The 22318-nt window shown below is 66.7% G+C and carries 19 protein-coding genes and 2 pseudogenes; 7 read left to right on the top strand and 14 right to left on the bottom strand.

Features of this window, described 5'->3' with window-relative positions; translation table 11 throughout:
• The first annotated feature begins 163 nt into the window (after positions 1–163).
• Positions 164–1735 carry an FAD/NAD(P)-binding protein gene (locus tag A9X01_RS11640; protein ID WP_065120931.1) on the top strand — a complete coding sequence of 524 codons (1572 nt, stop codon included), beginning with the start codon at positions 164–166 and terminating at the stop codon, positions 1733–1735.
• A gap of 6 nt (positions 1736–1741) precedes the next feature.
• Here A9X01_RS11640 and A9X01_RS11635 read toward each other — a convergent pair whose 3' ends face one another.
• Positions 1742–2737, bottom strand: a complete 996-nt coding sequence (locus tag A9X01_RS11635; protein WP_065120930.1) for a glycosyltransferase — start codon at positions 2735–2737, stop codon at positions 1742–1744.
• Positions 2738–2766: 29 nt separating this feature from the next.
• A complete protein-coding gene (locus A9X01_RS11630) occupies positions 2767–3891 on the bottom strand; it encodes a DegT/DnrJ/EryC1/StrS family aminotransferase (RefSeq protein ID WP_366663636.1) in 1125 nt (374 codons plus the stop codon).
• Here A9X01_RS11630 and A9X01_RS31320 point away from each other — a divergent pair.
• Entirely contained in the window at positions 3881–4036 is a 156-nt protein-coding gene (locus A9X01_RS31320; protein WP_172832494.1) for a hypothetical protein, read from the top strand. The two genes, A9X01_RS11630 and A9X01_RS31320, sit on opposite strands and share 11 nt — an antisense overlap.
• Positions 4037–4202: 166 nt before the next feature.
• On the opposite strand, the gene A9X01_RS11625 is transcribed toward A9X01_RS31320, so the two are convergent.
• The 3 genes from A9X01_RS11625 to A9X01_RS11615 all read right to left on the bottom strand — a co-directional run bounded on the left by A9X01_RS11625 (position 4203) and on the right by A9X01_RS11615 (position 7873).
• Positions 4203–6575, bottom strand: coding sequence for a glycoside hydrolase family 65 protein (locus A9X01_RS11625; protein ID WP_065120923.1), 2373 nt, complete (start codon positions 6573–6575; stop codon positions 4203–4205).
• Positions 6572–7339 carry a beta-phosphoglucomutase family hydrolase gene (locus tag A9X01_RS11620; protein ID WP_065120922.1) on the bottom strand — a complete coding sequence of 256 codons (768 nt, stop codon included), beginning with the start codon at positions 7337–7339 and terminating at the stop codon, positions 6572–6574. Before A9X01_RS11620 ends, A9X01_RS11625 begins: the two co-directional genes overlap by 4 nt.
• Positions 7340–7405: 66 nt before the next feature.
• On the bottom strand, positions 7406–7873 hold the full coding sequence (locus tag A9X01_RS11615) for a cold-shock protein (RefSeq protein ID WP_253849083.1): 468 nt from the start codon (positions 7871–7873) through the stop codon (positions 7406–7408).
• Positions 7874–7990: 117 nt separating this feature from the next.
• On the opposite strand from A9X01_RS11615, the gene guaA reads away from it, so the two are divergent.
• The gene (gene guaA, locus A9X01_RS11610) at positions 7991–9550 is read left to right on the top strand and encodes a glutamine-hydrolyzing GMP synthase (RefSeq protein ID WP_065120921.1); all 1560 of its coding nucleotides are present in this window, start codon (positions 7991–7993) and stop codon (positions 9548–9550) included.
• A 97-nt stretch (positions 9551–9647) separates the two neighbouring features.
• Here the strand turns inward: guaA and A9X01_RS11605 are convergent, their stop codons facing one another.
• Positions 9648–10136: a hypothetical protein gene (locus A9X01_RS11605; protein WP_253849081.1), complete on the bottom strand. Its 489-nt coding sequence runs from the start codon at positions 10134–10136 to the stop codon at positions 9648–9650.
• Between the two features lie 79 nt (positions 10137–10215).
• The gene (locus tag A9X01_RS11600; RefSeq protein ID WP_172832495.1) at positions 10216–10797 is read right to left on the bottom strand and encodes a hypothetical protein; all 582 of its coding nucleotides are present in this window, start codon (positions 10795–10797) and stop codon (positions 10216–10218) included.
• A gap of 139 nt (positions 10798–10936) precedes the next feature.
• Here A9X01_RS11600 and imuA' point away from each other — a divergent pair, with 139 nt between their 5' ends.
• Positions 10937–11542: a DnaE2-dependent mutagenesis accessory factor ImuA' gene (gene imuA', locus A9X01_RS11595; protein WP_065120919.1), complete on the top strand. Its 606-nt coding sequence runs from the start codon at positions 10937–10939 to the stop codon at positions 11540–11542.
• A 5-nt stretch (positions 11543–11547) separates the two neighbouring features.
• The gene (locus A9X01_RS11590; RefSeq protein WP_155772035.1) at positions 11548–13134 is read left to right on the top strand and encodes a DNA polymerase Y family protein; all 1587 of its coding nucleotides are present in this window, start codon (positions 11548–11550) and stop codon (positions 13132–13134) included.
• A gap of 113 nt (positions 13135–13247) precedes the next feature.
• On the opposite strand, the gene A9X01_RS11585 is transcribed toward A9X01_RS11590, so the two are convergent.
• Positions 13248–13595 carry a WhiB family transcriptional regulator gene (locus tag A9X01_RS11585; RefSeq protein ID WP_065120917.1) on the bottom strand — a complete coding sequence of 116 codons (348 nt, stop codon included), beginning with the start codon at positions 13593–13595 and terminating at the stop codon, positions 13248–13250.
• Between the two features lie 284 nt (positions 13596–13879).
• Entirely contained in the window at positions 13880–14824 is a 945-nt protein-coding gene (locus tag A9X01_RS11580; RefSeq protein WP_155772034.1) for a nucleoside hydrolase, read from the bottom strand.
• Positions 14825–14849: 25 nt separating this feature from the next.
• On the opposite strand from A9X01_RS11580, the pseudogene A9X01_RS29035 reads away from it, so the two are divergent.
• Positions 14850–14951 (top strand): annotated as a pseudogene (locus tag A9X01_RS29035) (class I SAM-dependent methyltransferase); the annotation flags it as partial.
• On the opposite strand, the gene A9X01_RS11575 reads toward A9X01_RS29035, so the two are convergent.
• The 3 genes from A9X01_RS11575 to A9X01_RS11565 all read right to left on the bottom strand — a co-directional run bounded on the left by A9X01_RS11575 (position 14945) and on the right by A9X01_RS11565 (position 18227).
• Positions 14945–15241 carry a 2OG-Fe dioxygenase family protein gene (locus tag A9X01_RS11575; protein WP_253849086.1) on the bottom strand — a complete coding sequence of 99 codons (297 nt, stop codon included), beginning with the start codon at positions 15239–15241 and terminating at the stop codon, positions 14945–14947. The pseudogene A9X01_RS29035 and the gene A9X01_RS11575 overlap by 7 nt on opposite strands.
• Positions 15242–15462: 221 nt before the next feature.
• Positions 15463–17463, bottom strand: coding sequence for an SDR family oxidoreductase (locus A9X01_RS11570; RefSeq protein WP_065120926.1), 2001 nt, complete (start codon positions 17461–17463; stop codon positions 15463–15465).
• Between the two features lie 56 nt (positions 17464–17519).
• Positions 17520–18227: a histidine phosphatase family protein gene (locus tag A9X01_RS11565; RefSeq protein ID WP_065120915.1), complete on the bottom strand. Its 708-nt coding sequence runs from the start codon at positions 18225–18227 to the stop codon at positions 17520–17522.
• A gap of 94 nt (positions 18228–18321) precedes the next feature.
• Between A9X01_RS11565 and A9X01_RS11560 the strand changes: the two genes are divergently transcribed.
• A complete protein-coding gene (locus tag A9X01_RS11560; RefSeq protein ID WP_065120914.1) occupies positions 18322–19191 on the top strand; it encodes a MaoC/PaaZ C-terminal domain-containing protein in 870 nt (289 codons plus the stop codon).
• On the opposite strand, the gene A9X01_RS11555 is transcribed toward A9X01_RS11560, so the two are convergent.
• Both A9X01_RS11555 and A9X01_RS31860 read right to left on the bottom strand, forming a co-directional pair.
• Positions 19188–20612, bottom strand: coding sequence for an APC family permease (locus tag A9X01_RS11555; RefSeq protein WP_081282334.1), 1425 nt, complete (start codon positions 20610–20612; stop codon positions 19188–19190). The genes A9X01_RS11560 and A9X01_RS11555 overlap by 4 nt on opposite strands.
• 78 nt (positions 20613–20690) lie before the next feature.
• Positions 20691–22318, bottom strand: a pseudogene (locus tag A9X01_RS31860) (PE family protein); the annotation flags it as partial.

The following is a 22318-nucleotide window of genomic DNA, read 5'->3' as shown; positions in this document are numbered from 1 at the left end:
CGCTCCCCTTGCGGGGTACGGTAAAGCACCGTGGCGACCCGCCTGCCTGACGAGCACGCGGCCACGCTGACAACTTCTCCCGCCAGCAGATTATGTTAGCCTTCCCTAATTCGGCGGGAGCGATGGAGAGGCGGAGTGCGTGCAACGTACCAGCGCTCCGCCGATGTTCGATCTCGCCTTCATCGGCAGTGGCATCGCCACTTCCATGACCCTGCTGGAAATGGCTCAGATCCTGCAGGCCGGCCGGCGGCCGACCAAACTGCGAATCGCCGTCGTCGAGCGCGATGACCAGTTCTGGTGCGGAATTCCCTACGGGCGCCGCTCCAGCGTCCGCTCGCTCGCAATCCAGAAGCTCGACGAGTTCATCCAGGAACCCGAGAGGTCGGCCTACATCGCCTGGCTGGAGCACAACAAACAACGCTGGCTGCCGGCCTTCCAGGACCGGGGCGGTGACGCGGCGGCGCGCTGGATCAGCGACAACCGAGCGGCACTCGAGGCCAATCAGTGGGGCGAGCTTTACCTGCCGCGCAACGTGTTCGGCACATTCATCGCCGAGCAGGTCGCTGCCGCCGTCGCCGCGCTCGAGGAATCGAACGTGGCCGAGGTGGTGCCCATCCACGCCGAAGCGATCAGCGTGACGGGTGCGGACGGTCGCTTCGTGGTCGGCCTGAGCTCAGCTGGGCCCAACGAGATCAGGGCACGCAAGGTCGTGGTCGCCGTCGGTAGTCCGCCGCCGAAAAACCTATGGGCCGACACCGCCCCCGCACCCTTCACCTACCTCAACGACCTGTACTTCCCGGACGGGGAAAGCAACATGGCGCGGCTCCGTGGCGCACTGGCGCGGGTCGAGGCGTCAGAGCAGCGCAACGTGTTGATCGTCGGTTCCAACGCGACTTCACTCGAAGCGCTCTACCTGTTGCGCCATGACGCGCGCATTCGGGGACACCTCGACTGCGTCACCGTCATCTCCCGTTCCGGCTTGCTCCCCTACCCGATTCTCGAGGACCCACCGCACTTCGACTTCCCGCGACTGAATGCGGTGGTTGCGGCCAAATCAGTTGACGCGGCGGGGCTTATGGCGGCGATTCGTGCCGATCTGGAAACTGCCGAACAACGGGCCCTGAATATCGCCGATCTGTATGACGGCATCGGGGCGCTGGTGGGCCAAGCGCTGGGCCGGATGGATCCCGTGCAGCAGGAGGAGTTTCACTGCGTGCACGGGATGACCTACACCAAATTGGTGCGGCGCGCCGGACGCGACTGCCGTCAGGCCGCCGACGAGTTGGCGGCCGAAGGCAAACTCACCATGCTGGCGGGAGAAGTTGTCAGCGTGGCCGCGTGCACGTCAGGCAGGCGGGTCGCCACGGTGCTTTACCGTACCCCGCAAGGGGAGCGGAAGCATCCGAAAACGTTTGCCGCGGTGTTGAATTGCGGCGGTTTCGAGGATCTGGACGCGTGTTCGTCGCCGCTATTGGTCAGCATGATGCGTAACGGCCTGTGCCGGCCGAACCGCACCAACCGCGGCGTCCAGGTGAACGACGAATTCGAGGCCAGTCCGGGGGTTCACGTGATCGGGCCGCTGGTCGGCGGCAATTTCAACTCGACGATCCGGTTCTGGCACGTGGAGAGCGCACCCCGCATCCGTTCGTTAACGAAACTGTTGGCCCCCAGTCTTATTGCTGCGCACAGCTACGACGGGGCCGTCGGTGCGTGCGGAACTCAACTGTCGGCTTAGCGCCCGTCACGGTTGCGTTCGAGCGCTACTACGGCGTCGCTTTTTGAATTGGTGTACGACCGCCGCAGAGTAAACCTGAGTCGCGGACTGCGCTCTGGACACCTTGTGCTCAAGCCGACGCAAAGGTGTTCGCGTCCAGCGGTGCTGCCAGGCAAGCGCCGCCAACCGTGGATGGTCCGCAATGGATTGACGCAGGACGTCATGTCCCGCGGAGCCCGGCAGCCGTGCCATCTCCGCGAAGACGATGTCGGAAACCTTGCCGACAATCCTTTCCCGGGTCTCGTCGCCCGAAACCAGGTCAAGCATTGCATTCAGGGAGGCGGCCACCCCGTGGCCCCGCTTGCGCCAGAACTCTTGGCGGTCGTGATCGACGTCGTACCAAATACCTTGTGGCTGGCGACGATACACTGCCATTGTTTCCGGCAGCATGGCGATCTCACCGTTTATTGCGTGTCGGACATGCAGATACCAGTCGATGGGCATGACGTTGGCCGGAATGTCGTCGTAGCGGATGTCGCGGCGATACATCACGGAATTGGTCTGAATGAAATTGCGCTCCAGCAGGGCTTCCAGGCTCAAGTTGCGGCGTTGGCGAAGTGGCGGGAACACCGACTCGGGTGTCCCATCTGTGTGAACCACTCGCACCGGGTGAAAGCACACAGTCGTTTCGGGGTGCTGATCCATGAATGCGACCTGCTTGGCCAGCTTGAGTGGATCGGTCCAGTAATCGTCGCCTTCACATATCGCGACGTACTGACCTCGCGCGGCGGCTAGTGTCTCCACGAAATTGGCGTAAACACCGACGTTTTCGGACCTGAGGATGACTCGGAACAGGCCGGGGTAGCGCTCGGCGTATTCCCGGATGATCGCCGGCGTGGTGTCGGTGGAGGCGTCGTCGGCGATGACGACCTCGACCGGAAAGTCGGTCATCTGCGCGACGAAACCCTCCAGGGCGTCGCGAATGTAATCCTCCTGGTTGTACGCGATCGAGACGACACTCACTTTCGGCGGACCGGCGGCGAATGCCTCAGTCACGTCGACCGTCCGGCGGACTGAACTGCGGCCACCACCCGGGCAACGTCAACCGCTGCCATGTGGTCATGCACCGGCAGCGACACGATTCGTGAACAGATGTCCTCTGTGACAGTCAGATCCGTGCTCTGCACCAATTCGCTGTTGGTCGCGAAGTAGGGATGCAGGTGTTGTGCCGGGTTGTAGTAGTCACGTGCCCGGATCGCGTCGCTGTGCAGACTGGCCATGACCGCGACCTTCTGATCAGCGGACTTGCAACAGACGCTGGCAAAGCAGAGCGACGAAGCATCCGCATTCTGCTGAAAGGACATGCCTGTGCCGGCAAGTCCGGCACGATAGCTCGCCAGTACGCTACGGCGGCTGGAGAGACGGTGATCCAGGTTTACCAGCTGGCGCAGCCCAATGGCGGCGTTGATCTCCTGCAGCTTCGCATTCATGCCGAAATGCGTGGATTCGCGCGACTTGGCGAAGCCGAAGTTCTGAAACTTGTACGCCTGCTCGATTAGTCGTCGGTCGCGGGACACCAGAGCGCCGCCCTCACCGACCGCGAACGGCTTGGTCGCATGCAGCGAAAAAATCTCACAGGCGCCGCGTCCCCCGACATGCGTGCCGTCGGCATACGTGGAGCCGAATGCGGCCGCGGAGTCCACCACCAGCGGAAGGTCCCATTCTGCCGCGAGTGCCTCCCAGGCGTCGATCTGCGGATTCCCGACGCCGAATACGTTCGCCAGCACAATGCCGGCGATTTGGTCCCGCGAGCGTTCCAGGACCGAGCGCGCCGACGGAACGGATGGCTGCCAGCTCTGGGCGTCGATGTCGATGAACCAAGGCCGGTATCCCGTCCACAGCGCCGCTTGCGACACCCCGACAAAAGTGAAGGAGGGCATCAGCACGTAGCGATCCCGACTGCCCTCCCCGAGCGTGACGTGCAGTGCGGCGATCAGCGCCATAGTCCCGTTGGCCATGGTGGCAACGTGCAGGTCCGGGCCGAGGTATTCGCCCATGGCGCGGGCAAACCGTTGCTCCATCGGACCGAAATTCGTGTACCAGTTCGCCGCAGAGATCCGCCCGAAGTCCTCGGCGAGCTCGGCTGGTCCCGGAAAGGTAGGCCGGATGAACGGAATCTCGGAAGTGGCCGACCGGACCCATTCGACCCGTGGCCGCGAGCCGGCCCGGCTCGCGTACCGGCTCGACAACGGCTCCAGCAACGAACCGTGGAACGTCCGAATCTTATTAGTGGCAGAGGTCAATGTCGGTCTACTCAGTTAGCTGGGTAATCGGCGGGGGAACTCAGGTTGCCAAGGTTAGCCTAGCCTGATTTTGCTGTCTACTGGGAGTAGCTAACCCCCAGGCGACTCATACGTTCGGGACGAAATGCGCCTGCCCGCCGCGGCGGAAGCGCCTAAGTGGTCCCTAATTGGTTCCTAATTGGTCCCTAATTGGTGGTCGTGCGCGTCAGGCTTCTGCGGTGCAACGGCTCGCGCCCCGGGGGCTGCGGTGGCGGCGGCAGGAGCGCCTCGCGCTTACGCAGCGGGATGGTCACCGGCTCTTCGGTTGTCAACGTGACTTCTTCACCGGCGTGCAGAATCGTGAGTTCGGCGTCGGAGCCGTCGCGCAGCGCGTAGGTGACGTTCTCATGGTCGGTGTCCACCGTGACTCGGCAATTGCGCCACCGCACCCGGAACCGCAGCCGCGAAATGCCGTCGGGCAGTTGCGGATCCATCGACAGGATGCCCTGGTCGTCGCGCAGCCCGCCGAAACCGGCGACGAAGGCGATCCACGCTCCGGCCAGTGATGCCATGTGCAATCCGTCGCGGGTGTTGTGGTGCAGATCGCGCAGATCGATCAGCCCGGCTTCATAGGCATAGTCGTGGGCCAGTTCGAGGTGGCCCACCTCGGCGCACATCACCGCCTGGCTACAGGCCGACAGCGACGAGTCGCGCACCATCCGCCGCTCGTAGTAGTCGACGTTGCGGGCCTTCTGCTCGCGGGTGAACGCGTGGCTCTGCCACTGCATGGCCAACACCAGATCCGCTTGCTTGATCACTTGCGCGGGATAGAGCTTCACGTACGCCTCGTGCATGAGCAGCGGGTAGGTGGTGTTCGTTTCGAAGTCCCACTCGGCGAAGGTGGTGAACCCCTCGCACTGCTGGTGCACGCCCAACTCCTCGTCATAGGGGATGTTGGCGGCGTCGGCCGCATCGCGCCAGACGGCCATCTCCTCGGTGGTGACGCCCAGCGCACCGGCCTTGTCGGGATGACGTTTGGCGGCGTCGGCGGCGGTGCGCAGATTGTGCGCGGCCATCAAGTTGGTGAACACGTTGTCCCGGACGATGGCGGTGTACTCGTCGGGGCCGGTGACCCCGTCCAGATGCCAGACGCCGTTGCGGTCGTGATGTCCCAACGACGTCCACAAACGGGCCGTCTCGACAAGCACGGGCAGACCGCATTCCTCCTCCAGGGATTCGTCGCCGGTGACGATGCGGTAGCGCTCGAAGGCCATGGCGATGTCGGCGTTGATGTGCCAGGCCGCCGTACCGGCCGGCCAATACGCCGAGCATTCCTGACCGCGGATGGTGCGCCACGGGAAGGCTGCGCCATCGAGGCCGAGTTCGGCCGCGCGTTCCTTCGCGAGATCCAATGTCGAAGCGCGCCAACGCAATGCGTCCGCGACCGCGTGCGGCACCGTGTAGGTGAGCACCGGCAGCACGAAACCTTCGGTGTCCCAGAAGGCGTGGCCGTCATAGCCGGTGCCGGTGAGTCCCTTGCTCGGGATCGCCCGGCGTTCGGCGCGGGCGCTGGCCTGCAACAGGTGAAAAAGCCCGAACCGCACCGCCTGCTGGCTTTCCGGGTCCCCCTCGATCTCCACGTCCGCGGTGTCCCAGAACAGGTCCAGGTAGGCTCGCTGCCCGTCGATGAGCCCCTGCCATCCGCTGTAACGCGCACTGGTGATGGCCGCGGCGGCCTGGTCCCGCAGTGCCGGCCGGGAACGCAAGCTCGACCAGCCATAGGCCAGGTATTTGACGATGCGTAGCTTCTGGCCGGGCCGCAGACCGCAGATGACCGTGGTGCGGGCCAGGTCGGCGCGGGTGTCGGTGGTGACCTCGAGGCGTCCCTCGACCTCCACCTCGTGGTCCATGGCGGCGGCCATCATCAGGGCGCTGCTGCGCGTCCGGTGCATGAGAAGCGATTTGCAACCGTCACTTTCGTGGTCGACGGCTTCCAGCGGATTCTCCAGGATGGCCGCAACCCGCGGGTCGTCGGAGGTCTCCGGCTGATCCTCGTTGGTGACGAGTTCGGACTGCACCGTGACGCGGGAGAAGTCGTCGATCGCTTCGACCACGTACTCGATCGCCGCCACACTGCGGTGTACCAGCGACACCAGCCGCGTGGACGTCACCTTGACCTGCTTGCCGGTGGGGGAGCGCCAGTGCGCCCGGCGGGTCATTGTTCCGGCGCGGAGGTCGAGAGTCCTTTCGTGGTCCAGTAATTCGCCGTACCGGACGTCGAACGGCTCGTCGTCGACCATCAGCCGAATGATCTTGCCGTTGGTGACGTCGACGACGGTCTGGCCGGCTTCGGGATAGCTGTATCCCGCTTCGGCGTAAGGCAACGGCCGGATCTCGTAGAAGGAATTCAGGTACGTGCCCGGCAGCCCGTAGGGTTCACCCTCATCGAGGTTGCCGCGCAGCCCGATGTGCCCGTTGGACAAGGCGAATACGGATTCCGATTGGGCCAGAAGGTTCAGATTGAGGGTGGTCTCGCGTATCTGCCAGGGTTCGACCGGAAAGGCTTCTTCGGAGATCACGAGGTCTTCCCGTCGTCGTGACCGAGCAGATCGGCGAGATCGGTCACCACCACGTCCGCGCCGTTCTTGCGCAGTTCTTCGGCCTGCCCCACCCGGTCGACACCTATCACGAAGCCGAAATTACCGTCTCGGCCCGCTTGCACGCCGGAGATTGCGTCCTCGAATACCGCCGCCGCGTCGGGCTCGACGTCGAGCAACTCCGCGCCGCGCAGGTAGGAGTCCGGCGCGGGTTTACCGGCGATGTTCTCCTCACGCAGCGTGACGCCGTCGACCCGCTTCTGCACGAACTGGTCCAGGCCGGTGATCTCGAGAACATCGCGGGTGTTGGCGCTCGACGACACCACGGCGATGGCCAGACCCGCCTCGGCGACGGCCTCCAGGTAGCGGCGTGATCCCTCGAAAACCTTGACGCCGTCGTCATGCAAGACCTTCTGGAACATGTCGTTTTTCCGGTTGCCCAGGCCGTGAATCGTCTCGGTGTCAGCAGAGTCGTCCGGACTTCCGTCGGGCAGTTCGATATCCCGGCTCTGCAAAAACGACCGGACCCCGTCTTCGCGTTTCTTGCCGTCTACGTACTGCCGATAGTCGTCGGCGGGATCGAAGGGGACGAACTCCTCTCCGGTGCTTTCGGCTCGCTGGGACAAGAAGGAGTCGAACATCTCCTTCCACGCCTTGGTATGCACGCTCGCGGTGTCGGTCAGCACACCGTCGAGGTCGAACAGACAGGCGCGAACCTCCTCGGGCAGACCCAGCGCTGAAGCCACGGGCGGAACCTCGCTTTCGCGTAGTCGGCTATCTCACTCCCATGCCCAAAGCTGTCCCGCCGGAAACTACGAATCAATCAAGCCGTGTTTACGGGCCACCTCTTCAAAGCTGCTCCGCACCGCGAGTATCTGCTGGGCATCCAACGCCGGAGTTATGTGTAAAAGCTTTTCGGTGATGGTGTGGCGGAATTCGTCGGCAGAAAGGACGTCGAAATATTCGTCGCCGGCCGCTGACCCGTCATCTATGCCTGGACCCGTGTCATTCGCCAGCCGCACTTCCCGGGCGAACTTTCCGCGGTCGCCTTCGTCGATTTCGAAGGAGACCCTGGTACCGCGGACCGCTCGCTGTTTCTCCACCTCAAGGTCGTTGACGTGCAGGAAAACATCTTCGCCACCGATATCCGGCGTGATGAAACCATAACCGCGCACTCCGTCGAAACGCACTATTTTTCCGGTGACCCGCACTTTTCCCGGCCCTTCATCATTCGACCCCGTGCCGGTCAGTATACCGTTAGGCCCAATCAGCCGATTCACGCCAGAACCGAGAAAATTGTTGAATGGCATTGTGGCGGTTCGGGAACCGCAATCGGCAACGAAAGCGATCGAGCCGGGTGCGGATCGCCAGGCGGACAGCCACTAGACTCGGTGCCCGTGGAATCAGCCTCGCCGCGGCCCGTGTTGGTGGTCGACTTCGGTGCACAGTATGCGCAGTTGATCGCCCGCCGGATCCGCGAGGCGCGGGTGTTCTCGGAGGTCATCCCGCATACCGCCTCGGTCGAGGAAATTGCGGCGCGCGACCCGCTGGCGGTGGTGCTGTCCGGCGGGCCGGCCAGCGTCTACACCGAGGGCGCCCCGCAGCTGGACCCGGCGTTGTTCGACCTGGATCTGCCGGTGTTCGGCATCTGTTATGGATTCCAGGCCATGGCGCAGGCGCTCGGCGGCACCGTCGCGCACACCGGCACCAGCGAATACGGCCGGACCGAGTTGAAAGTTCTTGGCGGTGAACTGCATTCGGACCTGCCCGGCGTTCAGCCGGTGTGGATGAGCCACGGGGACGCGGTCACGGCGGCACCGGCGGGATTTCAGGTGGTGGCCAGCAGCGCCGGCGCGGCGGTTGCCGCGTTCGAAGCGCGCGAACGTCGATTGGCCGGCGTGCAGTACCACCCGGAGGTGATGCACACCCCGCACGGGCAGCAGGTGCTCAGTCGGTTCCTGCACGAATTCGCCGGGATCGGTGCGGAGTGGACGCCGGCCAACATCGCCAACGCGCTGGTCGAGCAGGTGCGCGAGCAGATCGGCGACGGGCACGCGATTTGCGGCCTGTCCGGCGGGGTGGATTCCGCGGTGGCCGCCGCCCTGGTGCAGCGCGCCATCGGCGACCGCCTGACGTGTGTTTTCGTCGATCACGGGCTGCTGCGGGCTGGTGAGCGCGCCCAGGTGGAACGGGATTTCGTGGCGGCCACCGGCGCGAACCTGGTCACCGTCGATGCCGCGCAGACCTTCCTGGATGCGTTGTCATGTGTCACCAACCCCGAGGGCAAGCGCAAGATCATCGGCCGCCAGTTCATCCGGGCCTTCGAGGGTGCGGTCCGAGACATCGTGGGGGACAGCGGCTCTGAGGTTGAGTTCCTGGTACAGGGCACGCTGTATCCCGATGTGGTGGAGTCCGGCGGAGGCAGCGGCACCGCCAACATCAAGAGCCACCACAATGTGGGTGGACTGCCCGACGATTTGAAGTTCATTCTCGTCGAGCCGTTGCGGCTGTTGTTCAAGGACGAGGTGCGCGCGGTGGGTCGAGAGTTGGGCCTGCCGGAGGAAATCGTTGCCCGGCAACCCTTTCCGGGACCCGGTCTGGGTATCCGGATCGTCGGTGAGGTCACCGCGGCGCGGTTGGAGACGCTGCGGCGGGCGGACTCGATCGCCCGCGAGGAGCTCACCGCGGCCGGACTGGACAACCAGATCTGGCAGTGCCCGGTGGTGCTGCTGGCCGACGTCCGGTCGGTGGGTGTGCAGGGCGACGGTCGCACCTACGGTCACCCGATCGTGTTGCGGCCGGTGTCCAGTGAGGACGCCATGACCGCCGACTGGACCCGGGTGCCCTACGAGGTGCTGGAACGGATCTCGACCCGCATCACCAACGAGGTGCGCGAGGTCAACCGGGTGGTGCTGGACATCACCAGCAAACCGCCCGGCACCATCGAGTGGGAGTAGCGGGGCACCACCCCGCTTTCCGGCGATTCGTGCCGGAAACATTTGTGCCGGCGGGGCTTTCGGCGCCGACCGGCGTGACTGTTCTCAGCTGACGGAACTACTGCCGGTCGTCCCCGCCGCAGTTGGTGTTGGCGGGCTTGGATTGCCATGCGCAGGCATTGACGTCGGTGGTGCTGCCGAAGCCTCCTCCGGTGAACACACCGTAGGCCGCGCCCCTGGTTGCGGTGTAGGTGGCGCCACCGCCGCCGCCCCGGCCGCCGGAATTGGTGACGGTCACCGTCCAGCCCTTGCCTTCCAGCGCGGTCTTGTATGCGTCCAGAACTGCAGTCGCGGGTGCATTCACCAGGAAGTGCATGCGGATGCCGTTGTTGGAGATGGAGTCGGGACCGTCGGTGAGCGCAGTGTTGGCCGGTGTGGGTATCAGCGATTGCAGTTGCGCCTGGTCCCCGCTGTCGGCGCATCCGGGCGCAGCAAGACCGATGGCGGTCGCGGTGATCGCCGTGGCCAGCAGGGCGCCGGCGATGGTGCGCTGGAAACCCCTGGTGCGCAGGGTGTTTGTGGTGGCGGTGTTGGTGTGAATGTTCATGGCACTGATTTTTCAGCCACAACCGGCGGTGCAGTAGGGGCCTCGTTCTTGCAGGGGTACAAGGTTCCCTTGTATCTGCTTAGCTCACCAGTTCGCGGTCGCCGTAGGTGATGGTGGCCCTGGCCCAGTCACCGCCGGATGCATGGACGAGGCGACGGGCGGTATCGAGATCGTCTTTGCCGGCGATAAGGATCAGGGTGTGGTCGGCGGTGGTGACCGATCCGCCCTGCAGTCGACGGTGCGCGGCGGGATCGGCCACAAACGCGGCCACGAAGCGGGCGAAGTCGACGTCGGGCACGGCGATGGCGATTGCGTTGGCATTGGCGTTGGCGTGGGCCGTGTCCTCGGGCAGGTAGTCGAAGGTCAATACCGCTTGCTGGTTGAACTGGCGGCATAGCGCCTCGGCGACGGTGTGCAACGTGGGTTCGTCGACCACGCAGAGCTGGAATCGGCGGGCCCGTCCTACGTCCGCCGATTCGCCCGACCAGTACACCCCGTCCAGCGGGGTAGACCCGGTGACTGAGGCGCCGTTAAGTGCGATCGTCGTGCTGGCTTGTAGGTCGAAGAGCGGTGAGCCGTCAGTCGAAATGAATAGGGCGGCGGGTCGGCAATCTCCTGTGTCGGCGGTGGCCGGTGGGGCTGAAGTGACTCCGAAATTCACCCCAATACATACCAGTGGCCACACCAGCATCGAGCGCATAAAGCAGCCTCTCACGTTGCTTGACGCTTGTCGGAGGGCAGGTGTTTACTTCGAATCAGATCGAACATACTTTCGAAAACCCGGCAAGCAGGAGGCGGTCGTGACTGTGGCTTTCGCCTCTGAAAATCGCGCTGACCAGCTTGAATCGCTGCGTCGGAAGATCGCGGCGATCTCCGGCAAGGATTCCGCTTCGGTGGAACCGGTGTCGTCTACGGGGCCGGCGCGGCTGCCCCGGGGGACGGTGGCGGTGTTGTCGGGAGCGCGGTCTTTGTTACTGCGCATGGTGGCCACCGTGTCGGCGGACGGGGGCAACGTCGCAATCGTGGGCCAGCCGGACATCGGGTTGTTGGCGGCGGTGGAAATGGGGGCGGACCTCGATCGGCTCGCGGTGATTCCGGACCCCGGAAACGATCCGGTGGAAGTGGCCGCGGTGCTCGTCGACGGCATGGATCTGGTGGTGCTCGGTCTGGGTGGGCGCCGGGTCACGCGGACCCGGGCGCGCGCAGTGGTGGCCCGTGCCCGGCAGAAGGGATGCACGGTGCTGGTCACCGACGGCGATTGGGAAGGCGCGGCGACGCGGCTGGAAGCCCGGGTCTGCGGCTATGAATTCAGCGCCGGATGCCGGCCGGGCTTCGGGCGGATCAGCGCGGTGCGGTTGCAGATCAACAGTTGCGGCCGGGCAATCGGCCGCGGTCGCACCGGGTAATCCCGATGGTTGGTTCCCCTGGCTCGCGCGTATTGGCGATCTGGTGCATGGATTGGCCCGCGGTTGCGGCGGCCGCAGCCGCCGGCCAGGCCGCGACGGCGCCGGTTGCGGTCACCTTGGCGAATCGGGTGATCGCCTGTTCGGCGACGGCTCGGGCGGCCGGGGTGCGGCGCGGGTTGCGGCGCCGGGAGGCGGCGGCCCGGTGTCCGCAACTGCACATCGCGGCCGCCGACGCCGACCGCGACGCCCGTTTCTTCGAAGGAGTGGTCGCCGCCGTGGAAGATCTGGTACCCCGGCCCGAGGTGCTCCGGCCCGGCCTCCTGGTGCTGCCGGTGCGCGGGGCGGCCCGGTTCTTCGGGTCCGAACAGCAGACGGCCGAACGGCTGATCGACGCGGTGGCCGCGGCCGGCGCGGAATGTCAGGTCGGCGTCGCCGACGGGCTGTCCACCGCTGTCTTCGCCGCACGGGCGGGGCGCATCGTGGAGCCGGGCGGAGACGCGCGGTTTTTGGCGTTGCTGTCGATCCGCCAGCTCGCCACCGAGCCGAGCCTGGCCGGGCCGGGGCGCAATGAGTTGGCAGACCTGTTGTGGCGGATGGGGATTCGCACCTTGGGGCAGTTCGCCGCGCTGTCCCGCTCCGACGTGGCCTCCCGGTTCGGGGCCGATGCGGTGACCGCGCATCGGTTCGCCCGCGGTGAACCGGAGCGGGGGCCGTCCGGACGGGAACCACCGCAGGAGCTCGGCGCCGTGTTGGACTGCGATCCGCCGATCGACCGGGTCGACGCGGCGGCGTTCGCCGGCCGTTCGCTGGCTGCCAGCCTGCATCAGGGGTTGTTGGCCGCCGGGGTCGGATGCACCCGGTTGGCCATTCACGCCGTCACCGCCAACGGCGACGAGTTGAGCAGGGTGTGGCGGTGTGCCGAACCGCTGACCGAGGACGCCACCGCCGACCGGGTGCGCTGGCAACTGGACGGATGGTTGAGTCATCGCCTCGCGCGCGGTCAGCCCCTGGATGCACCGCTGACGTCGTTACGGCTGCAGGCCGTCGAGGTGGTCTCGGCCGAGGCGCTGCAACTCCCACTCTGGGGCGGGCTGGGGGAGGAGGACCGGCTTCGGGCCCGACGGGCGCTGGTGCGGGTGCAAGGCTTACTGGGACCGGAGGCGGTGCAGGTGCCGGTGCTGTCCGGCGGACGTGGGCCGGCCGAACGCATCACGTTCACCCCATTGGGTGACGAGCCGGTGCCCCGAGCCGACCCGAGTCAGCCGTGGCCCGGCCAGCTACCCGAACCGTCGCCGTCGGTCCTGGTGGATGACCCGGTGGAATTGTTTGACGCTCAAGGCAACCCGGTCCGAGTCACCAGCCGGGGGCTGTTCTCCGCCGACCCCGCCCGGCTGGCCGTCCGCGGTCGGGACGACCAGTTGCGCTGGTGGGCGGGACCCTGGCCGGTCGATGAGCGCTGGTGGGATGACCGGCCCGAGGTCAATTCAGGGGTCAGCCGGATCGCTCGTGCCCAGGTGCTGTTGGAAAGCGAACGGGCGCTACTGCTGTGCTATCGACAGAGGAGGTGGTATTTGGAGGGAATCTACGAGTAGGCCTGAATAACACACGTTGCGGATTTGCTTATGCCGCAGTGTCATTCATTGATGTACGCCGTGAACCGGTGTCGCTGTAACAATCGCGTAATGAAGAAGCCGGCGCTTGGAGCCTAGACGGCGGAGCGGGTCTTGCGCTTGTTGAGGAAGTCGCCCCAGGACACGACCTCGGGATGCTCCTTGAGCAGGGCCCTGCGCTGCCGCTCGGTCATGCCGCCCCACACGCCGAACTCGACCTTGTTGTCCAGCGCGTCCGCGCCGCATTCCTGCAGCACCGGGCAGTGCCGGCACAACGTCGCGGCCTGGCGCTGGGCGGCCCCCCGCACGAAGAGTTGGTCGGGATCGGTGTTCCGGCACAGTGCTTTCGAGACCCAGGCACGCTCGCCGGCATCCTGCGCCGTCGGCGTGTTGTTGACCACGGAAAGGTTGAGCCGCCGAACGGTCGGCCTGGTTCCTGACACCTGTTGTTCCCTTCTCCCGGTCGCGGTTGCGACCGCCTCCCCTGTGCCAGACCAGCCCCGGTGCGTGATCTGAGTCTCATTGTGCTTTCTAAAATAGGTACCGCGGTCCCATTTTGCAAGACGAACCGCAAAATTTTTTGGGACCAGCGTGCCATCCTGTGCGCGACCACCTGGAAATGCGGCCTACGTTCCTCCGAAAGGCCGGGGATCCGGCGCGGTGTCCCTAAGGGGATCAGGGTGGATTGGGCAGAAACTGAGGCCAGGAGGTGGCGGCGGGGGCGCGGTCAGCGCACCGATCGCGCGAACGCGGCGACCCGCGTGATCAGCCGCTCCAGCACCGCTTCCGCATCCACGCGGACTCCGATGCGCGCGTTGGGTTCCGGTGAATCCCAGCCGGCCGAGGTGAGGCCGCGCTCGCCGCGCAGGCCGACGCTCACGCGGGCGGCGCGGGTCTGCACCAGCTGCGGGTCCAGCGCTACGGCCGCGGCCAGCGGATCGTGCAGGTGTGCCAGGTAGCCCAGGCCGCGGTCACGGTGCACTTCGAAGTAAAAGCGCATCGCGTCCCGGATAAACCGGCTGACCGGACCCGCACCGGGAAGCCGGTAGAGGTGATCCGGCGTCATTGCCACTGTCCGGGTCAGATCCAGGCCGCACACCACGGGAAGGTGACCACGCCCCGCCCAGGCCGCGAACACCTCCGCCGTCGCCTCGGGATCCACCTTCACGTTCCACTCGGCCTGTCGGTCGGCGTCGATTTCGTTGCCGAACATCCCGCCCATGATCACCAGCCGGCCCAACAGCCGCGGCAGCTCGGGTTCGGCGCGCACCGCGAGTGCCAGGTTGGTCAAGGGACCCGTCGCAAGCCCGATCAGCTCGCCGGGATAGCGGTGAGCGGCGCGCACCCACGCCGCGGCAGCGTCGTGTCCGGTCACCGGCCGCTCGGCCGGCGGCAACTCTGCGTAACCTAAACCGTTGGGGCCGTGGAAGTCTCCGCGACGGGGACCGGGTCCGGCCAGCGGCTGACCGGCGCCCCGCGACACGGGGACCTCCGCCGCACCGCACAATTCGAGCAGGGCCAGATTGTTCGCGCAGACCTGGTCGACGGCGATGTTGCCTCCGGTCGAGGCGACGCCGACCAGATCGACACCGCTGGCCAGTAGGTAGATCAGCGCGATCGCGTCGTCGATGCCGGTATCGACATCCGCGAACACCGCGCTCACCGGCGCCACACTACGCTGGGTTTACGCTGGCGAAATGCCGGACGACCTGAAGCCGCACTTCGACGACGTGCAGGCGCATTACGACTTATCCGACAACTTCTTCCGGCTGTTCCTGGATCCCACCCAGACCTACAGCTGAGCGTATTTCGAGCGTGAGGACATGACGCTGACGTTCCATTCGGCTACCTCGTCGAGTACCGACGCCAGCCCGCGCAGCAATGCCAGCAAGCCGTGCAGCACCGGGTCCTCGGCGAACGCCGGGGTCAGCGATTCGAATTCGCGGCTCTTGCCGATATAGAGCGGGTTGCTGTCCCCGGGCTGGACAAAGTCTTCGGTGGGCACCGCGCGGGCTGTGTCACCCATCAGGTACCGGCCGTAACGACGCAGCCGCCGGACGCCCAACTCGGCGGCGTACGGGTCGGGCACCAGGTCATCCCAGTGCCTCCCCAACCGGATCCATTCTTCCCGGTGTATGTCCAGGCTGCGGCTGAGCGCGAACGCCGGCAGCACGGCCACAGCCGTTGCGGCCAGGTCGGGAGTCGCGGGGGCCACCGAGTCACCGTGCGTGATCTCGTCGCCGGCAATTCGCACCACGGCGCGGGAATACCGCCGCCGCGCAGGGTTAAACGTCTAGGCGGGCCGAATATTCACCAGTGCAGGCCGGGCACCAGCCGGACCAGCCGCCGGACGGGCCGGGGCACTCCCACCACCCGGGCGACGCTGCGGGACGGCCGTTTGGGCTGCCGGCGAACCGGTGCCGGCGCCTCGGGTTCGGTGATGCCGCGCGCGGCCGGGGAGTCGGGATAGCCGAGGTAGACCTGATGCAGAATCCGACGCGAGAGCCCGGGCACAAAGTGGTTGCCGGCTTCGGCGAGTGTTCCGAGCGGGGTGTCGATGCGCGCCGGCTTTTCGATGAGGCCGCGCACCACCATCGCCGCCGCGCGCTCGGCGCTGATCGCCGGCACCGGGTTCAAACGCTTGGACGGCGCGATCATCGGCGTAGCCACCAGCGGCATATGGATGTTGGTGAACGTGATGTGGTCCGACAGGGTCTCCGACGAGACCACGTCGGAGAACGCGTCCAGCGCCGCCTTGGTGGGCAGATACGAGCTGTATTTGGGATTGCGCGCCAGCACACCGGCGCTGGACACGTTGACGACGTGGCCGAACCGCCGTTCCCGCCAGTGCGGCAGCAACGCCAACACCATCCGCACCGCACCGAAATAGTTGACCGCCATCACCCGCTCGTAGTCGTGCAGCCGGTCCGTCGAGTTCACCACCGAACGGCGGATCGACCTGCCGGCGTTGTTGACCAGGTAGTCGACGTGGTCGAAGCGGCCGAGGATGTCTTTGACGGTCGCGTCCACCGACGCGGAATCGGTGACGTCACAGGCGAATGCATGGGCCTGACCACCGTTGGCGCGGATGTCGGCGACCAGCTGCTCAAGGGCTTCACCGTTGCGCGCCAACGCGAAAACCGTCGCGCCGCGCTCGGCCACGGCGATGGCCGAAGCCCGGCCGATGCCGCTGGACGCGCCGGTGATGATCACGTGCCGGCCGACCAACGGGCCCTTCGGATCGTCGCGGCGGGCGCGGTCGGGGTCCAGATGCTCGGCCCAGTAGCGCCACAGCTTGGGTGCGTATACCCGGAAGTCGGGGACCTCGATTCCCTTGTCTCGCAATGCCTCTTGTGTCTTGTCCGATACGAAGGTGGGTGCCAGGTCGACGACGTCGAGAACCTCGGCCGGGATGCCCAGCTGGGTCGCCGCCATGTTGCGCAACACCTTGGCGCGCCCGCTCACCTTCAGCACCGAGGTGCCGACCGAGCGGGGCAACGATCCGCGCAACGCCGGCAGCCCCGCCGCACCGGCAATACCGCGGTAGATGCCGCGCAGTCCAAGGGTTTTCGGTGCGGTCAGGTGGAAGGTCTGCTGGTCCCGGTCGTCGGCGTGCATGAGCGCGACCAACGCGTCGGCCACGTAATCGACGGGGACGATGTTGGTACGTCCGGTATCGGGCAGCAGCATCGGGGTAAACGACGGCAGCGCATCGAGTTTCGTCAAGACGCCGAAGAAGTAGTAGGGGCCGTCGATCTTGTCCATCTCGCCGGTGCGCGAATCGCCCACCACCACCGCCGGGCGGTATATCCGGTACCGCAGCCCGGGCGTATCCCGCACCAGCGCCTCGGCCTCGAACTTGGTGCGGTGATACGCCGACGGCAACTGCTGGCCGACGTCGAAGTCGTCCTCGGTGTATTCGCCGCGGAAATCGCCCGCCACCGCGATCGAGGACACGTGATGCAACGTGGCGTCCAGGCGTTGCGCCAGCGCGACCACGGCGCGGGTGCCCTCGACGTTGGCGGCCCGCTGCTCGGCCTCCCTGGCGGTGATGTCATAGATCGCCGCGCAGTGCACCAAGTGGTCCACCGAACCCAGCTCGTCGATCACCCGGTCGGTCAGTTCCAGCTCGGGCAGCTCCCCGACCAGGGGTTTTACCCGCTCATCCCACTGCTGCGCGAGGCGCTCGAAGCGGCCCAACGACTGCCTGCGAACCAGCACCCACACCTGCGCATCGGGTTCGGAGTCCAGTAGCCGGGACACGACCCGGCGCCCGATAAACCCGGTACCGCCGGTAACGACATACCGCATGCAGCCCATCGTGGCGGCAGGCGCCGCCCGCGTCAACCTTCGGTGTGTAGAGCGCGCTAGCTGAAGCTGCGGACGCCGTCCCAGTCCACCAACGTCCAGCCGGTGGTCGGATTGCCGGTGATGACCACCCGGCCGAGGTTGGGTAGCGGGTGGTTGTTGAGCAGGCTCAGCTTCGGGTTCCTGGCGTTCATCAGGGTCCACACCATGATCGCGGTGCCCTGAGAGAACACCACCGGCTTGCTGTGCTTGCTGTCGTAGACCTTGCGGATCGCGGCGGTGAATTGCGAATTGAAGTCCTCGCCGCTGATCGAGCCCGGGATGCTCGTGTTCACATCGCCGTCCACCCACCGGGTGGGCGCCAGCAGGTAGGTCGAATTGGCCATCGATTCGGGCTTGCCGTTGAACCAGCCGGCATTGATGGACTGCACGCCCTGCAGGATCTCGACCTGCTTACCCAGCTGGCTGGCCAGGGGACCGGCGGTCTGCTGGTCGGCCGCCGTCGGCGAGGAGTAGATGGCGTCGAAGTCGTTGTGCTGGTGGGTGAGTTGCTGCGCCTGCGCCTTGCCGTCCTCGGTGAGGCCGGGACCCGGTATGCCGGTGTCGATGATGCCGTCCGCGTTCGCCTGGGATTGCGCGTTGCGGATGAAGGTCAAAGTGATGCTGCGGGCCTCCGCGCTGCCGCCACCGCAGGCGCCGACGAGCGTGGCCACGGCCACCACGACTAGGACTTTGGAGACCGTACAGATCAATGTGCGCTTCACCATGGCGATAGCCTGCCCTGCCGACACCGTCGGTGGGAAGGGTTTGCGATGGTTAGGTGCCGAAAAGGCGTGAATTTTCAATCGAGAGGAGACTCGCATGGCGATTGACCCGAGTGCCGTCGGTGCGGTAACCGAGCCTCAGTTGTTCGAGTGGACCGACCGGGACACATTGCTTTACGCACTCGGTGTCGGCGCCGGACTGGACGATTTGGCGTTCACCACCGAGAACAGTCACGACATCCCGCAGCAGGTGTTGCCCACCTACGCGGTGATCTGCTGCCCCGCGTTCGCGGCGGCAGGCAAGGTGGGAACGTTCAACTGGGCCATGCTTTTGCACGGGTCGCAGACGGTCCGGTTGCATGCGCCATTGCCGCCGGCCGGAAAGCTGTCCGTGGTCACCGAGGTTGCCGACATTCAGGACAAGGGCGAGGGGAAGAACGCCATCCTGATGTTGCGCGGCGAGGGCAAGGATCCCGACTCCGGCAAGTTGATCGCCGAGACACTCACCACCCTGGTCATCCGCGGCGAAGGCGGCTTCGGGGGGGAGAAGGGCGAACGGCCCGTGGCGCCGGAGTTCCCCGACCGGGAGCCCGACGCCCGGATCGACCTGCCGACCCGCGAGGACCAGGCGCTGATCTACCGGCTGTCCGGCGACCGCAACCCGCTACACAGCGACCCGTGGTTCGCCACCAACCTGGCCGGTTTCCCGCGGCCGATCCTGCACGGCCTGTGCACATATGGGGTTTCCGGCCGGGCGCTCGTCGCCGAACTGGGCAGCGGGGTGGCCGCCAACATCACCTCGATCGCCGCCCGCTTCACCAAGCCGGTGTTTCCCGGCGAGACGCTGTCGACGCTGATCTGGAAGACCGAACCCGGCAAGGCGCTGTTCCGCACCGAAGCGTCCGGCGCCGAGGGGCTCGGCCCGCGACTGGTTCTCGACGATGGTGAGGTGGAGTACGTCGCCTAGGGCTTGACGGTCCGGTAGTAGTGCACGTAGGCCGCGGCCGGCACCACCACGAAAGTGAGAGCGATCAGCACGATCGAGAAGTAGTTGGCGCCGCCCTCGGGCGTCAGCACCAGCGTGCGGTAATCGAAGGACACCGCCAGGGCCGCGGAGATCACCACGGCGGCGACCGGTAACACCTTGTCGGTGAAGCTATTTCGCTTCACCTCGGCGTGCTGTCCGGTGGTGTCGCGGGCCAGCGCGATGAGTGCGATCGGCACGATGATGAATTGGATGAACCGGGCGATCACGGCCAGGCCGGTCAGGTTCTGCAGGTCGAATCGCAGGGCCAGGGGGAACGCCAGCGCCAACGTCGCGGTGATACCGAAGGCGAACATGGGCACGCCGAACCGGTTCTTGCGGGAAAGGCGGACCGGCAGAGTTCTGGTGTCGGACAACGCCGTCCACAACCGGGGGGCGCCGAACGAGGCGGCGACGTTGATGCCGAACATGGACAGCAGTGCGCCCAGCACCACGATCGTGCGGAAGGCCTCGTTGCCGATGGCCGCTGCCAGTTTCACCGTGTCGCTGGAATGGACGACCTGGTCGGAGCCGAGAAACATGGCCACGGTGACGGCCAGCACGTAAACCGCACCAACGGTCAGGATTGCCAGCGGAATGGCGCGGGGCAGGTTGTGTTCCGGCCGGTGCATCTCTTCGGCGGCGTTGGCGATCGATTCGAAACCGGTGAACGCATACAGCGCGGCCATGGTCGCAAGCACCAGACCGGACAGCGCGCCGGATGGGCCGACCTGGATGAACCCGAACAGCGCGTAGGGCGCCGGCCGGAAGACGTCCGCGTCGCCGGACATCGCGTAGCTGTTGACGCCCCGGATGACCACAATGGCCAGCCCCCCGATGATGAACACCGACAGAGCCGACACCTTTCCCACGGTCGATATTCCGTTGGCCCACTCGATCACCTGGTTACCGAACAGGTTGATCGTGAGCAGCACCGCGATGAAGATCAGGAAGGCCAGTGTGCGGGTACCGAACAATGCGGTGTCGGTGGCCCAATTATGTTGCGGCAAAACGATGTTGAGCAGCGTGGTGATGAACAACGACGCCAGCACGCCCCAGGCGATCGACGCGACGATGGCGTGCGTGACCCCGACATAGATGCCGATACGCTGACCGAACGCGGCGGTCGTATAGGCGTAGGAAGCGCCATTGGTCTTGACGTACCTGGCTGCGGTGGCGAAGACGAGCGCCATGATGCCGGCGAAGAGTCCCGCAAGTATGTAGGCCAGCGGCGCCAGTGGGCCCGCCAATTTGATGACCGCGCCGGGAGTCAGAAAGATGCCGGCCCCGATGACGGCGTTGATCCCGAGCATGACGATGCTCCAGAAGCCGAGCTTGCTGATCGCGCGCCCTCCTAGCCGCATCCGGCCCAGGATCAGGGCTGGTTGCTACCGTTCGTACCACGGGCGCCGGCGCCGAAACTATCGGTACCGCCCGGAGGGTTATGCGTCTTGTCCGGCGCTGCCGTTGCCGAAGCCGTTGTATCCGCTGCCCGCGGCGCCACCGTCGCCGGGGGTCTGGCCGCCGTCGCCACCGTTGTTATCGGAGCCGCCGCTGTTGGCGCCCGGCCCCCCTGTGCCGCCCGATGCACCATCCACGCCGGGGTCGCCGTTCCCGGTTCCGGCAGTCGCGTTGGCGTTTGCCCCGCCACCGCCACCACCGCCGACGCCGGAGCCGCCGTCGCCGCCCTCGCCGCCGGTGCTGCTGCCGGGTTCGTTGTTGAGGGCACCACCGCCGGCGCCGCCATTGCCGGCTGTGCCGGTGGCTGAACCGGCAGCGCCGCCTCCGCCGCCGCCACCTCCGATCGCCGAGCCTTGGCCACCGGGGCCACTGGTCGCGGCGAAGGCGCCCCCGCCGCCTCCGCCGCCGCCACCGCCCGACCCGCCGGCGCTACCGGTCGCTGCCGCACCCGCGCCGCCGCCACCGCCAACGCCGCCCCACGCAACGGAAGACGGGCTGCCCGTGTTGGTGGCATCGCCGCCCTGTCCGCCGCTGCCGCCGGCGTCACCGCTACCGCCGGAGCCAGCGATCGCGCCGCCGTTGCCGGCATTGCCGCCATTGCCGCCGGCGCCGCCGCCGCCACCGCCACCGCCGTAGATGTCGTTGATGATGTCCGTGGCGTCACCGCCGCCGCCGCCGTTGCCGCCGGCGGCCCCGTTGCCGCCACTGCCGTTGGTGCCGGTGCCACTGGAGTCGCCACCTGCGCCGCCGGCGCCACCTAGGCCGCCGTCGCCGCCCTTACCGCCGAGGATCTGATTGCCGAGCCCGGTGCCGCCGCTACCGCCATGACCGGCGGTGTTGCCGTTACCGCCTTGTCCGCCGCTGCCGCCGTCGACGCCGTCGCCGCCCTCGCCGCCCGCGCCACCGTTGCCGCCGTTGCCGCCTTGGCCGCCGGGATTCGTGTTGCCGTTACCGCCATTGCCACCGTTGGCGCCGGTGCCGCCGTTGCCGCCCTGGCCGCCCGATCCACCACCGACGCCGCCGACACCGGCCCCACCGTCGCCGCCCTTGCCGCCGGCCCCACCGGCGCCACCGTTCACGCCGTTTTGCCCGTCGCCGGAACCGGACGCGCCGGCAGCGCCGTTGCCGCCGTTGCCCCCCTTGCCGCCATCGCCGCCGGTGCCCGAGGTGCCACCGCTGCCATTGCCGAGCAGGCCTGTTCCGGCCGTACCCGCAGCCCCGGCCGCACCGCCGGTCCCAGCATCGCCACCGTTGCCGCCGCTGACGCCGATATTGCCACTGCCGGTCGAGTTGATGCCGTTGCCGCCGCCGCCGCCGGTGTTACCGCTGCCGCCGGAGCCCGCGCTGCCGCCGAGCCCGAACAGATTCGCCTTGGCGCCGGATCCACCGGCTCCGCCGGCGCCGCCCGCCCCGCCAAGGCCGCCATTGCCGCCGCCGGCACCGCCGTTGGAACCGCCGTTGGCACCCTTGCCGCCGATCCCACCGTTGCCGCCGCTGCCCGCGCTACCCCCGTTGCCGACCAGGGTGCCGCTCTGACCGCCGTTGCCGCCGGCGCCGCCGGCACCGCCCGCGCCGCCGGTACCGCCCGTGCCGCCTCTGGCGGTGGTGG

This window comes from Mycobacterium asiaticum (genome assembly GCF_001668675.1).
GTDB classification, from domain to species: Bacteria; Actinomycetota; Actinomycetes; order Mycobacteriales; family Mycobacteriaceae; genus Mycobacterium; species Mycobacterium asiaticum_D.
Note: the sequence above shows the minus strand (reverse complement) of the source record. Positions and strands in the feature narration are given on the sequence as shown.

What these genes read in the sequence shown, in the direction of transcription:
- A9X01_RS11640 (WP_065120931.1), top strand. Translation starts at nt 164, where the DNA reads ATGTTCGATCTCGCCTTCATCGGCAGTGGCATCGCCACTTCCATGACC.
- A9X01_RS31320 (WP_172832494.1), top strand. Translation starts at nt 3,881, where the DNA reads ATGAACGGAATCTCGGAAGTGGCCGACCGGACCCATTCGACCCGTGGC.
- A9X01_RS11605 (WP_253849081.1), bottom strand. Translation starts at nt 10,136, where the DNA reads ATGAACATTCACACCAACACCGCCACCACAAACACCCTGCGCACCAGG.
- A9X01_RS11590 (WP_155772035.1), top strand. Translation starts at nt 11,548, where the DNA reads ATGGTTGGTTCCCCTGGCTCGCGCGTATTGGCGATCTGGTGCATGGAT.
- A9X01_RS11570 (WP_065120926.1), bottom strand. Translation starts at nt 17,463, where the DNA reads ATGCGGTATGTCGTTACCGGCGGTACCGGGTTTATCGGGCGCCGGGTC.
- A9X01_RS11565 (WP_065120915.1), bottom strand. Translation starts at nt 18,227, where the DNA reads ATGGTGAAGCGCACATTGATCTGTACGGTCTCCAAAGTCCTAGTCGTG.
- A9X01_RS11560 (WP_065120914.1), top strand. Translation starts at nt 18,322, where the DNA reads ATGGCGATTGACCCGAGTGCCGTCGGTGCGGTAACCGAGCCTCAGTTG.
- A9X01_RS11555 (WP_081282334.1), bottom strand. Translation starts at nt 20,612, where the DNA reads ATGCGGCTAGGAGGGCGCGCGATCAGCAAGCTCGGCTTCTGGAGCATC.